Here is a 12,969-nt window from a genome sequence, read left to right as displayed (position 1 = left end):
GAAATTTAAATAATTATTAGCATAATTTTACCTGGCGATTAGCCGCGTAAACCAGCCATTTTGGAGTAATGTACATGTTTGAAGTGAATCCTGTGATTAATCAAATCAAGGAAATTCGCGAACGTACTGAACTGCTTCGGGGGTACCTTTGACTACGCTCTTAAACAAGAACGTTTAGAAGAAGTTAACGCCGAACTTGAAGATTCAGCCGTATGGAATGAGCCCGAGCGAGCACAAGCACTAGGTCGTGAAAAGTCAGCATTAGAAGCGGTTGTTGAAACTATCGATAATCTAGTAACTGGTACTGACGATGTTGAAGGGTTGCTTGAACTTGCAGTTGAAGCAGAAGATGAAGAGACCTTCAATGAAGCACAAAGCGAACTGACAGACCTAAACGAACAGCTTGAAGGTTTAGAATTTCGTCGCATGTTCTCTGGCGCACATGACGCAAATGATGCTTACCTTGATTTACAATCAGGCTCAGGCGGTACAGAAGCTCAAGACTGGTGTAACATGTTATTACGCATGTATTTACGCTGGGGTGAAGCCAAAGGCTTTAAAGTTGAACTGGTAGAGGCCACTGACGGTGATGTTGCCGGTATTAAAGGCGCAACCGTGCGCTTTGTTGGTGAATACGCGTATGGCTGGTTACGTACAGAAACTGGGGTTCATCGTTTAGTACGTAAAAGCCCATTTGATTCAAGTGGCCGTCGTCATACCTCGTTTGCTTCTGCGTTTGTTTATCCAGAAGTTGACGATAATATTGAGATTGATATTAATCCGGCTGATTTACGTATCGACGTATACCGTGCATCAGGCGCGGGTGGTCAGCATGTAAATACCACAGAATCTGCGGTACGTATTACCCACGTACCGACAAATACGGTAGTGCAGTGTCAGAACGAACGCTCTCAACATAAAAATAAAGCACAAGCGATGAAGCAGTTAAAAGCGAAGTTATTTGAGCTTGAGCTACAGCAGCAAAATGCTGAAAAGCAAACCCAAGAAGATGCCAAATCTGACATCGGCTGGGGCAGTCAAATACGTTCATACGTACTTGATGATGCGCGCATTAAAGATTTACGTACCGGCGTTGAAAACCGTAATACCCAATCGGTACTTGACGGCAATTTAGATAAATTTATTGAAGCCAGCTTAAAATCTGGCCTATAACCACCAAGCTAAAAAAGAGCTAAAAAATGACTGATCAAATCCAAGACGAAAATAAGTTAATCGCTGAGCGTCGTGGCAAATTAGACGCTATTCGCGCCAATTGCCCTGCTAACGGTCATCCAAATCAATTCCGTCGTGAGCATTACACGGCAGACTTACAGGCCGAGTTTGGTGATAAGAGTAAAGAAGAATTAGTAGAGCTTAACCACGTTGTGTCTATCGCGGGTCGTATCCTAGCTAAACGCGGACCATTCTTTGTAATTCAAGACATGAAAGGTCGTGTGCAAGCGTATGCATCAAAAGATGTCCAAAAAGATCTGAAAGAAAAATACGGTCAATTAGACACCGGCGATATCATTGGTGTTAAAGGCGCGCTTAATAAATCAGGTAAAGGCGATTTATACGTAGAAATGACAGAGTATCAATTACTGACTAAGTCACTACGTCCACTTCCTGAAAAATTCCATGGCTTATCTGATCAAGAAACTAAATATCGCCAACGTTATGTTGATTTGATCACTAATGAAGCAACCCGTGAAACGTTCCGTATTCGTTCACAAGTAGTTGAAGGTATTCGTCGCTTCTTAGCAGATCGTGACTTTATGGAAGTTGAAACGCCAATGCTACAGGTTATCCCTGGTGGTGCATCTGCGCGTCCATTCGTGACTCATCACAATGCCCTTGATATCGATATGTACTTACGTATTGCACCAGAGCTTTACTTAAAACGTTTAGTGGTAGGTGGTTTTGACCGCGTATTTGAAATTAACCGTAACTTCCGTAACGAAGGGTTATCAACGCGTCACAACCCAGAATTCACTATGATCGAATTCTACCAAGCCTACGCTGATTACATCGACCTGATGAACATCACCGAAGACATGTTGCGTACTGTTGCAACTAACGTATTGGGTAGCCCAATCGTTGTTAATACGACTAAAAACGAGAACGGCGAAGTGGTTGACTCAGTAGAGTATGACTTTGGCCAACCGTTTACCCGTTTAAGTATGGCGGATGCGATTTTAAAATATAATCCTGAGTTTGATGCTGCAGTATTCAATGATCCAGAAAATCACTTTGACGAATTAAAAGCGTACGCAAAGCAAGTGCACGTTAAAATTCCTGAAAATTGTGTTTGGGGCCCAGGTAAGTTCTTATGTGAAATCTTTGAAGAAACAGCAGAGCACATGCTTATTCAACCGACTTTCATCACCGGTTACCCGTGGGAAGTATCACCACTTGCTCGTCGTAACGATGAAAACCCATTTGTTACTGACCGTTTTGAATTCTTTGTTGGTGGCCGTGAGCTTGCAAATGGTTTCTCTGAGCTTAATGATGCACAAGATCAAGCTGAGCGCTTTACTCGCCAAGTGGAAGAAAAAGACGCCGGCGATGATGAAGCAATGCACTACGACGAAGATTACATTCGCGCGCTAGAGTATGGCCTTCCGCCTACGGCAGGTGAGGGGATTGGTATCGACCGTTTAGTGATGCTATTTACTGACTCATCAACAATTAAAGATGTTATCTTGTTCCCGCATATGCGCCCACAAGCTGACTAATGCTATGTTAGATTAAGTTGATATTATAAACGCCGCTTTAATAGCGGCGTTTTTGTGTCTGTAGCGGGTCCCGTCAATGGAAATTATACTGGCAATAATAAAATTTTAATTTTAACGTATTGAATTATGTGAAAATAAAAATTAATTATATAAAATCATCAAAATGAACAAGCATTATTTCTAAATTTAGCTAAACTATTGACTGAAAAAACAGCATAAAGCATGGTTTTTTAAACTCACGTCAATCTAAAGGACTTATATAAACGGATTTTATATGAAAGATAATAAACCTGATTCACCCTCTGAAGTACTCAGTATTGAATTACAACGAGAAACCTATTATCGAGCATGTATTGCTGAATTTCAGCAATTAGGCTACCAAGATCAATATCTCGAACAATTAACTGACGAATTAGTGCCTGTTCTCGGTGTATCCGCTGATATTAAAACCTCTTAATTTGATTAACGATTAAACAAAGTTGACTCTTTTTTGGCTGTTATGGGTGTTCTCTAACCATACAGTTACTTTAAACAAGAAAAGTGTTTGACATATTTTCTGAAATCTTTATTATACGCCCCACAAGACGGAGAGGTGGCCGAGTGGCCGAAGGCGCTCCCCTGCTAAGGGAGTATAGGGTTTGTAGCTCTATCGAGGGTTCGAATCCCTCCTTCTCCGCCATTTATTTTATAAATGGTTATCTTGTAAAGTAAAGAATGGGCGCATAGCTCAGCTGGATAGAGTACTCGGCTACGAACCGAGCGGTCGGAGGTTCGAATCCTCCTGCGCCCACCATCCTTTACACACTCTGCTTAGAGTTTAAATAAGCAAGTAAAAGTGATTGGTTTAGTAAACCAAGCGGTCGGAGGTTCACTCTTTGAAGATACGTCCTGCGCCCACCATCCTTTACTTATTAGTAATAAACTCGAATTAGAGTATAAAAAAGTGGGCGCATAGCTCAGCTGGATAGAGTACTCGGCTACGAACCGAGCGGTCGGAGGTTCGAATCCTCCTGCGCCCACCACTTTTTATTTACTACTGAGAGTTATATTAGTTATTGCATACTAATATGTCAGAGAAGACATTAAAATCAAAATAGAATGTGGGCGCATAGCTCAGCTGGATAGAGTACTCGGCTACGAACCGAGCGGTCGGAGGTTCGAATCCTCCTGCGCCCACCACTTTCTATTAGTGTTAATTTATAAAGAGCCCGACACATGGTCGGTTTTTTTATTTTTAAAATTCGTAATAAGCTTTGTTATTAATTAGCTTAATGCGTCAGTCAAAGTAAGACTTTAAAATCAAAATAGAATGTGGGCGCATAGCTCAGCTGGATAGAGTACTCGGCTACGAACCGAGCGGTCGGAGGTTCGAATCCTCCTGCGCCCACCACTTTCTATTTAAAGGTAACCGACGAGAGTCGGTTTTTTTATGCCTGAAATTTGCCTCATACTTAAAAGTATAAAACCACCAACCGATCGGTCAGAGGTTCACTCTTTGAAGATACGTCCTGCGCTCACCACTTTCTATTACTATTAAAGTTAATAGAAGATAACCGACGAGCGTCGGTTTTTTATGCCTGAAATTTGCTGTAGGCTCGGGTTTATCCCGCGCTTTTTAAAGTTGAAACCACCAACCGAGTGGTCGAAGGTTCACTCTTTGAAGATACGTCCTGCACTCACCACTTTCTATTACTATTAAAGTTAGTAGAAGATAACCGACGAGAGTCGGTTTTTTTATGCCTGAAATTTAATAGATCAAGTGTCAATGAGGTTTGCTTTGAGATATGACAATTGTATGAACTTTTTATGGAGGCCGTTTTTATAGGATAATTTCATTTATCATATGCCTGTTATTTTATCACACTATGAGTTTTACGATGATCTCAAGAAGACAATTTATTATTAGTGCCGGTACACTCGCTTTTATGGGGCTTTCTCGTAGTACTTTTGGCAAAGTACCATTTCTTGACGTGAGTGAGCATTTAAGTGCCTATGGTCCGTTAGTGACTGATCCTAACAAGTTACTCGATTTACCAGCAGGGTTTAGCTATCAAGTTATATCAAAACTGGGTGATAAAATGGATGATGGCTTTACAGTGCCAGATAAAGCCGATGGTATGGGCTGTATTGCCCTTGATGATGAGCGGGTTGCATTAGTCAGAAACCATGAATTAAAACCAACTGATTTAGCAAAAGCAGATGTTAGCTTACAAACGCATAAAACGTCATTTGCTTATGACACTACTGCGCAAGGTGTTGCTTTGCCAGGAGGCACAAGTCATATTATTTATAATTTAAAAACCGGTAAAAAAGAGCAAGAATATTTGTCACTCACTGGCACGATCCGCAATTGTGCAGGTGGTATTACCCCATGGGGTAGTTGGCTTACTTGCGAAGAGACTGTTCTGACTAAAGCGGATGGCTTTAATCAAGATCACGGTTATATTTTTGAGATACCAGCCAACGCTAAAGGACTAGTAAACCCTGAGCCTCTCAAGGCAATGGGGCGGTTTAACCACGAAGCAGCTGCTGTTGATCCAACAACCGGTATTGTTTATCTGACAGAAGATAAAGGCGATAGTTTATTTTATCGTTTTATTCCTAATGAATACGGTAAGTTGAGTAAAGGAGGTAAGCTTCAAGCTATGATGATTAAAGCACAGCCACAGTTTGATACTCGTAATTGGGTTACAGGGGTCATGCCTTTACAACACAATATGGCCGTTGAATGGGTTGATTTGGCGCAACCTGAAAGTCCAAAAGACGATTTAAGAATACGCGGCCACAAACAAGGCGCTGCACTTTTCGCTCGTGGTGAAGGGATACATTGGGGTGAAAAAGAACTTTATTTTTGTTGCACTAATGGTGGTCAAAAGCAGCTTGGTCAAGTGATGAAGTATCAACCATCAGCATTTGAAGGAACAGATAAAGAGCATCTAGCTCCAGGACACGTTCAACTATTTGTAGAAAGCACAGATAAGTCGTTATTTAACTTTGGTGATAATCTCACTGTTGCACCTAACGGGCACTTGATCGTTTGTGAAGATCAGTATACCGACGTGGTTGATAACCATTTACGTGGCGTAACACCTAGTGGTGATGTATATAATTTTGCCCGCTTAACAGCGCAAACCGAGTTGGCGGGAGCTTGTTTTTCTGCTGATGGCAACACCTTATTTGTTAATGTGTATTCACCAACAAAAACATTAGCGATCACAGGACCATGGCAGAGTTTTAAAGGCTAACTGGTGATTATTTAATGCTTATATACAAGTGCACTATGGCTATTTAGTAGTGCTAAGTGAGTTAATTTAGAATGCAGCCTTGCTGATCCGCTTCATACCTTAAAGTATAAACCGGATCAGCAAAGTGTTTAGCTCAATTATTAGTAACAATAACCAAACTAAAATAACAGGCTGAAGTTTAGGCGCAGGGTACGCGGCTCAATCGGGTGGAAGTGATGATCTTCAATGCCTTCAATAGGTTCGCCAGCTAAGCGTGACGTGTAAAAGTAGTCAATATCGTGATCCGTACTATCAAATATATTTAATAGCTCAAGGCCCACTTTCCAATGCGTTTGTTGATAACTTACTAAACCATTTACGACTGTAAGCGGCTCTGAGCGTTTATCGCCATCACTACTGAGTATCCGTTTGCCAATGTGGCGTACGCGCAGTGAAGACTGCCACTGCTGGGTAATATGCCAATTAATGCCAGTACTGGCAACCACAGGCACTGCGCCTTCAATTCGATCGTCATTTGAATCGATATCTAAGCGTGAATGTGTAAATGAGGCCTCGGCGTCTAAACTCAAGGCATCATTAAGCCAATAATACGCACTGAGCTCTAAACCGTAACGTTTTGATGCATCACTGGCTTCAGTGTTACCCGCATCACCCACAAATAATAATTCAGAATCTAAGCTTAGCCACCATAATGCCGCTGATAAATTAAACCGTTGTTGATCAAAGTAGCGTAAACCCAGCTCTGCGCCATTGCTTTGCACCAGTAAATCAACCTTATCAGCAGACTCAAGTGTCACAGGATCTTGTTTAATGGTCGCTCCACGCGCATCATTTGAATGATACGACTGCCCCCAGTTGGCATAACCGGCTAGGTTGTCATTAAACAGGTAATTTAAGCTGGCTTTAAAGCTAACCAAATCATCATCTGCACTGCCTGAATTAATACTGTTATTGCTATCAACATCTGCGTCAAAGTAATCATAACGCACACCAAATGTGGCTTCGAGTGCTTGGCTTAAATTTACTTGTGATTGCCAATAGGCTGAGTAGCTGGCTTCGTCTACAGCATCTTCACGCACAGTACTTAAGCGTTGGCGCTGCTTGGTATTGTATAAACCAACTTGATCAATATCATCGCGGCGATATTCCACACCAACTGTATGCTGGATTAGCATATCTGCAAGAGTATCAGCAAATTGATAACTCAGTGCGCCACCACTAATTGTCCGGCTATCGACTTGTTGGAACTGATCGCCATTAATAGGATCATTTAAAAAGTAAGAGAAGTTAGAAAACAAGTCCATGTCGTAGTTGATCACATAGGCATTGGCTTTAATGTGCTGGCCTTGCCAATTTGCCGATAAACTATAGCGACTAGAGCTGCCGCCTACGGTCGTATCGAGTGAACCTAGCGCACTGATAATACTTTGTTCAACTGCACGTTGTGGAATTTGATCTGCGGAATTCCAGCTGTTGTCATAAGCCATTGCCGTAACTGATAAATCGCCATCCCATGCTTTACCTACATAGCGTACTAGGGCATTTTTTTTATCTACATCTTCATTGATATCTTGCCAAGGGCCATCATAACCTTGCCACTCACCGGCAATAATAATTTTCCCGTTAGCAATCCCAATTGAGCCTAATGCCATCACTCGCTGGTAATTGTCTTCGCCAATTGTAAAGTCAAGTTGTTGATGTTTTGGGTTATCAGCTAGATTAAATTCAGCACTGCCAGCGGTTGAAAAGTCACCTTGAGCGGCGCCATACGCGCCTTTTTGATAATCTATAGTCGAAATTGTTTCAGGAATAATAAAGTTAAGGTCGGTGTAGCCTTGACCATGCCCATGGCTACGCATATTAATTGGCATACCATCAATGCTGGTGGCAAAGTCAGTACCATGGTCGAGATTAAAACCGCGGATAAAATATTGATTAGCTTTACCTGAGCCGCTGTGCTGTGTGACGGCCATACCTGGGATCAGTTCTAGCATTTCTGCGCTACGTAACATTGGACGGTTTTCTATTTCACCTTGGCCAATTACGCCACTTGATGCACTAATAGCCTCACCAATAAGTCCCGTGCGGTGTCCGTATATGGTAATTTCTTCAATGTTTGCAAGTACATTGGTAGAGCAAAACAAGCTACCAGATAGAATTAAAAAAGTGCGCATTATCATTTCCTTATAAATAGATCGAAGTGTTTATATTTAATACTAGTACGTTTTAAGATGTTAATCGGATGCAAATATTTGCTTGCTGTGGAAAATATGTTATTTTCAATAAAATATTCCAAAAATAAAAATCATAAGGAATTTAATTTTGATTGTAATGAAATTGAAAAAAGCGGGGCTGAATGTTTTCAGTGTGAGCTTAGTAACTGGGCTTTTTGGCTGTCAGAGTCAGCCACAGCAAGAGACTGTTGCATCGTTACAAGAGCAACATAAGACGTTCTATCAACAGGTGATGTTGGCTGCGCCTGTCTTACCGGCTGATTTAACAAATATTCCTATGCAGGCGCATTTAGTTGCTAATCGTGTTGCGCAATCGCACTATAAAACGGCGGCGCAGGTTAATTACAGTCAGTTAGGGTGGCAGCAACGCGTGGCAGCAGATTGGCACTATTTTGATATTCCGACATCGCAGGGTAAGTTGTTAGTAATTGATTACCAACAGCAAGGTAACCAACTAGCGTATCGTTATTTAGCAAATGGTACCCAGAATGATTTATATGAGCCATGGAGTTCATCTAAAATTCAAGCTTTTAGCGGTGCAATTGCAAAAGTACGGCAAATAAACCCAGAGCTTGGTGCAGATGCGCTAATAGGTGATAGCAATGTTGCTGATTTGATCACTAGTATTAATAGCTACGAGCATTTTGGCAGCGCTGATGGAAACTCTAATGCAATAGCGAGCTACTTTATTAATGTTGCTGGGCGTGATTATTTAAGTAATTTATTTGCAGATAATTGGCTAAAGCTTAATGATTCTCGCATTATGTTTAAAGGTGCTTATGCTACAGAGATTTTTACTCCTAGCACGATTCGTTGGCAAAGTACTGATAGTGATGTTATTGCTAGCAATATCGCTTATTTTACTGTTAATACCGATGATCCTGCTTATTTAGACTACCGGTGTGATGGCTGTGGTTTAACTGGTAATAAAGCCATGACAACTTTGGCTCAAGCTGAGTGGTTAAAACGTTTAGCAAGCCACACTCGAGAGCCCTTAACTCAGCAGCCTTTACTACAAGCACAAGACGTTGATGTACTATTTAATGGCACCGGCAATACGGATAAAACCGCTAAAGTGGGTGGTATGATGCAAGGGCTCAGTCAAATGATCACTGACTCTTTAGCGCAAGCGCTTGCACCAGACGATACTCGCCCAGCAAAACAAATTTTAGACGAGTTAACGCAGGGGCAATGGCGAGTTTGGCAAAAAATAGGTTGGGGTCCAAGCGAAACACGCTCAACCACAGAAACTGTCATGTTGGCTCATGTTTACTTACCGTTTATTCAAGGTGGACGCGAATTTACCTTAGCGGCACAAAATAGTGTGCCAGGTGCAAGTGAAAAAAATTTAGCCGTGGTTGGCTTAAAAATGCAGGCTAATTTTACGCATGCATTTAAACAGCTACTGATACCGCAAAAGCAATAATAAGTAGCACACAGCACGACTTACCAAGCAAATTGATAATAGGGAACCCACGAATGCGACATACATTTATCGCCCTGAGTATTTCATTAGCAAGTATTATTACCATGGCACCCGTCATTGCGGCGGATAACACGTGGCAATCAGATGTCATCGGCGTCACTCAATCTCAATTAACCCCGCAGCACTGGTTAAGCCAAGTGACAGATAAAACTCTGATGAGTGCAGCGCAAATCGCGGCATTTAATAAACAATTGATTGCTGACAATGAACATATTGTCGATCCACTCGATTTTGCCTCTCAGCTAACTCGTGAGCAGTTAAAGGCATATATACTCAGTATTAGTGCGATACCAAAAAGCCCGCGTTTTTACCCTAATGGCGTGGCATTAAGTAATAAGCATTTTGCAAAATATCTAGCCAATTTGAATTTAGACGCTGTGACAGATAATAATCAAGTTAGTTATGCCATGGTGGTAAAGCGCTCAGTCCTGCGTACTTTTCCAACGTCGGACCGAGTATTAAATAGTGGCTTAGATAATGACTTAGATCGTTTTCAAGAAAGCGGATTGTTCCCCGGTGATACAGTGGCTATTTTGCATGAAAGTGCCGATAAGAAATGGTTACTTGTGCGCGCTTATAACTATCTAGCATGGGCGCCCAAAGCTGATATTGCGATATCGAATAAAAGCACACTTCGTGAATTTAAAAATAACGATGACTTTTTATTGATAACTGGCGCAAAAGTAAATACCGCTTACGTGCCTAATGATACCACTACATCGCAAGTGCAATTGGACATGGGCGTTCGTCTGCCTTTAATGCCGGCAGATAAAACCCCTCATTTATTAAATGGCCAAAACACCTACGCTAATTATGTTGTGCAACTGCCAACCCGCGGGGAACAAGGTCAGTTAGTTATTAAGCCTGCCTTGATCAGTCGCAGCAGTGATGTGCATTTAGGGTATTTACCTTACACCCAACAGCATTTGATAAAACAAGGGTTTAAATTTTTAGGCGAACGCTACGGTTGGGGACACGACTATAATGGCCGTGACTGCACTGGTTTTGTTGGCGAAATATATAAATCATTTGGTCTATTAATGCCGCGTAATTCAGGTCAGCAGGGGAAGGGGGAGTATGGTACTAATCACCGTTTTGATAAAACCAGCAATGAAAGCGATAAATTAGCGGTAGTTAATAACATGCAAGTGGGCGATTTAATTTATATACCAGGCCATGTAATGATGTACTTAGGTGAACAAGACGGTCAACCGTATGTGATCCATGATGTTAAAGGGTTGGGTTATAACAAGGCTGATGGTAGTTTTTATTCAAGTTCACTTAATGGGGTATCGGTAACGCCTTTATTGCCACTGCGTTTATCGCAAACTCAGAGCTATTTAGACCGTACTTATAATATTAAGCGTATTCGCTAGGAGTTAAAAATGAAGATTACGGCGATACGTTTTGCCAAACTTAAAGTGCCACTAGTTACGCCGTTCAAAACAGCGCTGCGTGAAGTGAGCTATATTGAAGACTTAGTGGTGTTAATTGAAACCGATAAAGGCGAAATTGGCTATGGTGCTGCGGCGTCTACGCCAGTAATAACCGGCGATACTCACCAAAGTATCCTTAGCGTTATTAAACAATTTATAGCGCCAAAACTAATTGGTATGGAAATCGAAAACCTCAATCAAATTTGCCAAGTGATCCAATCAAGTGTGGTGGCAAATTACAGCGCTAAAGCCGCACTCGAGCTGGCTGTGTATGACTTGTGGGGTAAATTATATCAAGCGCCGCTGTATAAATTGCTCGGCGGTGGTAGTCAAACATTACGAACTGATATCACTATTAGCGTTGATAATATTGATAAAATGCTCAGTGATTGTGCTGTGGCTGTAGCGCAAGGTTTTGATATTTTAAAAGTAAAAATTGGCAATGATTTACAGCAAGATATCGAACGAGTGAAGGCGATTTATCAAGGTTTTGGCCAGCAAACGCAAATTCGTTTGGATGTAAATCAGGGCTGGAATGCTAAACAAACGGTGTTTGCTTTACGGCAATTAGAAAGCCACAATGTTGAATTAGAACTTGTTGAACAGCCAGTGAAAAGTGATGATTTTAAAGGTTTAAAGTATATTACTGAGCGGGTAAATACGCCGATCATGGCTGACGAAAGTGCCTTTTCGCCCAAGCAAGTAATTCAATTATTAGAGCAAAATGCTGTTGATATTATCAATATCAAAGTCATGAAAACGGGTGGCTTAAGTCGTGCTATTGAAATTGCCAATATTACTGCACAGTATCAAGCTGATTGTATGATCGGTTGCATGTTAGAAGGCAGTATTGCCGTTGCAGGTGCGGCGCATTTAGCGTCTGCAAAAGCCCAGCAGATCAGTAAAATAGACTTAGACGGTCCAGCGCTTGGCCAATATGATCCGGTGCAAGGCGGTGTGGAATTTAATGGCCCAGCGATCACGTTAAGTGATGGTCCTGGCTTGGGGATTAAAAGTATCGACACATTACAACCGATAAACGATGGAATTTGGCCGTTATGAAAAAAATAATAATAACATTAATCACCACAGCAGCCCTCAGCGGCTGTGCAAATAGTGCAAGTACATCAGCAGCTGCAAGTGCTGCAGTTATCCCACAGCAAAGCCAACAGTTAGTGGTGGTGGTTGCAGATGATTGGCAAGCCATTGCCGCACAATTGTATCGATTTGAGCGTGTTGCAGGACAATGGCAACAACAAGGCCAAGGTCACAGTGTGGTACTTGGGCGCACCGGTCTTGCGTGGGGTATTGGTTTACACCCAGCTCAAGCGGGCGAACAAAAACAAGAAGGCGATGGTAAAGCTCCCGCTGGTATTTTTGAACTCGGCACCGCGTTTGGTTATTTAGATTCATTAAAAACCAATATGACCTACCAAGGCATGACTGCTGACGACTATTGTGTTGATGTCAAAGGTTCGCCATTTTATAACCAGCTAGTTAATAAGTCAGTGGTAGGAGAGGCTGCTGTCAAAGACTCGTCAGAGTGGATGCGCCGTGATATTTACAGCCAAGATAACCTTTACAAAAAAGGTTTAGTGGTTAAGCACAATAGTCAAAATGTTGATGGTGCAGGCAGTTGTATCTTTATGCATTTATGGCGCGCAGAAAATAAACCAACTGCCGGTTGTACTGCAATGACTGAGCAGAATATGGATACCTTGTTAGCTTGGTTAGATGAACAGAAAAAACCATTGTTAGTGAGCTTACCTAGCGAACAATATCAACAAAAAAAATTGCTTTGGAAGTTACCAGCGATTAAATAATACGTGTAAA

Annotated in this window: 9 protein-coding genes and 5 tRNA genes; 13 read left to right on the top strand and 1 reads right to left on the bottom strand. The window is 41.7% G+C overall.

The window, feature by feature from the left end; translation table 11 throughout:
• The first annotated feature begins 74 nt into the window (after positions 1-74).
• From prfB to H5203_RS08995, 9 genes are all read left to right on the top strand, one after another.
• Positions 75-1,173, top strand: a protein-coding gene (gene prfB / locus H5203_RS09035; RefSeq protein ID WP_145240838.1) for a peptide chain release factor 2 whose coding sequence is annotated in 2 segments (ribosomal slippage) — positions 75-149 and positions 151-1,173 — 1,098 coding nt in all. Because the reading frame shifts where the segments join, the coding sequence is not laid out codon by codon here.
• Positions 1,174-1,199: 26 nt separating this feature from the next.
• Positions 1,200-2,735 carry a lysine--tRNA ligase gene (lysS, locus tag H5203_RS09030; protein ID WP_182718004.1) on the top strand — a complete coding sequence of 512 codons (1,536 nt, stop codon included), beginning with the start codon at positions 1,200-1,202 and terminating at the stop codon, positions 2,733-2,735.
• A gap of 274 nt (positions 2,736-3,009) precedes the next feature.
• Positions 3,010-3,192, top strand: a complete 183-nt coding sequence (locus H5203_RS09025; RefSeq protein WP_145240843.1) for a hypothetical protein — start codon at positions 3,010-3,012, stop codon at positions 3,190-3,192.
• 129 nt (positions 3,193-3,321) lie between these two features.
• A tRNA-Ser gene (locus H5203_RS09020) sits at positions 3,322-3,414 on the top strand.
• Between the two features lie 37 nt (positions 3,415-3,451).
• A tRNA-Arg gene (locus tag H5203_RS09015) sits at positions 3,452-3,528 on the top strand.
• A 152-nt stretch (positions 3,529-3,680) separates the two neighbouring features.
• Positions 3,681-3,757: transfer RNA gene (locus tag H5203_RS09010), tRNA-Arg, on the top strand.
• Between the two features lie 80 nt (positions 3,758-3,837).
• Positions 3,838-3,914, top strand: a tRNA-Arg gene (locus H5203_RS09005).
• Positions 3,915-4,048: 134 nt separating this feature from the next.
• Positions 4,049-4,125 (top strand) — tRNA-Arg (locus H5203_RS09000).
• Between the two features lie 487 nt (positions 4,126-4,612).
• Positions 4,613-5,980 carry an alkaline phosphatase PhoX gene (locus H5203_RS08995; protein WP_149981742.1) on the top strand — a complete coding sequence of 456 codons (1,368 nt, stop codon included), beginning with the start codon at positions 4,613-4,615 and terminating at the stop codon, positions 5,978-5,980.
• 158 nt (positions 5,981-6,138) lie between these two features.
• On the opposite strand, the gene H5203_RS08990 is transcribed toward H5203_RS08995, so the two are convergent.
• Positions 6,139-8,154: a TonB-dependent receptor gene (locus H5203_RS08990; RefSeq protein ID WP_182819623.1), complete on the bottom strand. Its 2,016-nt coding sequence runs from the start codon at positions 8,152-8,154 to the stop codon at positions 6,139-6,141.
• A gap of 148 nt (positions 8,155-8,302) precedes the next feature.
• Here H5203_RS08990 and H5203_RS08985 point away from each other — a divergent pair, with 148 nt between their 5' ends.
• Genes H5203_RS08985 through H5203_RS08970 form a run of 4 tightly spaced genes read left to right on the top strand, consistent with a single transcriptional unit; the run spans position 8,303 to position 12,959 of the window.
• Entirely contained in the window at positions 8,303-9,640 is a 1,338-nt protein-coding gene (locus tag H5203_RS08985) for a hypothetical protein (RefSeq protein WP_182819622.1), read from the top strand.
• A gap of 53 nt (positions 9,641-9,693) precedes the next feature.
• Positions 9,694-11,076, top strand: coding sequence for an NlpC/P60 family protein (locus H5203_RS08980; protein ID WP_182757970.1), 1,383 nt, complete (start codon positions 9,694-9,696; stop codon positions 11,074-11,076).
• 9 nt (positions 11,077-11,085) lie between these two features.
• Positions 11,086-12,198, top strand: a complete 1,113-nt coding sequence (locus tag H5203_RS08975) for a dipeptide epimerase (RefSeq protein ID WP_149981738.1) — start codon at positions 11,086-11,088, stop codon at positions 12,196-12,198.
• On the top strand, positions 12,195-12,959 hold the full coding sequence (locus H5203_RS08970) for a L,D-transpeptidase (protein WP_182735265.1): 765 nt from the start codon (positions 12,195-12,197) through the stop codon (positions 12,957-12,959). The genes H5203_RS08975 and H5203_RS08970 overlap by 4 nt, the downstream gene beginning before the upstream one ends.
• Positions 12,960-12,969: the final 10 nt, after the last annotated feature.

The organism is Pseudoalteromonas sp. SG41-1 (assembly GCF_014164575.1).
Taxonomy (GTDB): Bacteria; Pseudomonadota; Gammaproteobacteria; order Enterobacterales; family Alteromonadaceae; genus Pseudoalteromonas; species Pseudoalteromonas rhizosphaerae.
This window is presented reverse-complemented; position numbering and strand designations above follow the sequence as displayed.

What these genes read in the sequence shown, in the direction of transcription:
- lysS (WP_182718004.1), top strand. Translation starts at nt 1,200, where the DNA reads ATGACTGATCAAATCCAAGACGAAAATAAGTTAATCGCTGAGCGTCGT.
- H5203_RS09025 (WP_145240843.1), top strand. Translation starts at nt 3,010, where the DNA reads ATGAAAGATAATAAACCTGATTCACCCTCTGAAGTACTCAGTATTGAA.
- H5203_RS08995 (WP_149981742.1), top strand. Translation starts at nt 4,613, where the DNA reads ATGATCTCAAGAAGACAATTTATTATTAGTGCCGGTACACTCGCTTTT.
- H5203_RS08990 (WP_182819623.1), bottom strand. Translation starts at nt 8,154, where the DNA reads ATGCGCACTTTTTTAATTCTATCTGGTAGCTTGTTTTGCTCTACCAAT.
- H5203_RS08980 (WP_182757970.1), top strand. Translation starts at nt 9,694, where the DNA reads ATGCGACATACATTTATCGCCCTGAGTATTTCATTAGCAAGTATTATT.
- H5203_RS08975 (WP_149981738.1), top strand. Translation starts at nt 11,086, where the DNA reads ATGAAGATTACGGCGATACGTTTTGCCAAACTTAAAGTGCCACTAGTT.
- H5203_RS08970 (WP_182735265.1), top strand. Translation starts at nt 12,195, where the DNA reads ATGAAAAAAATAATAATAACATTAATCACCACAGCAGCCCTCAGCGGC.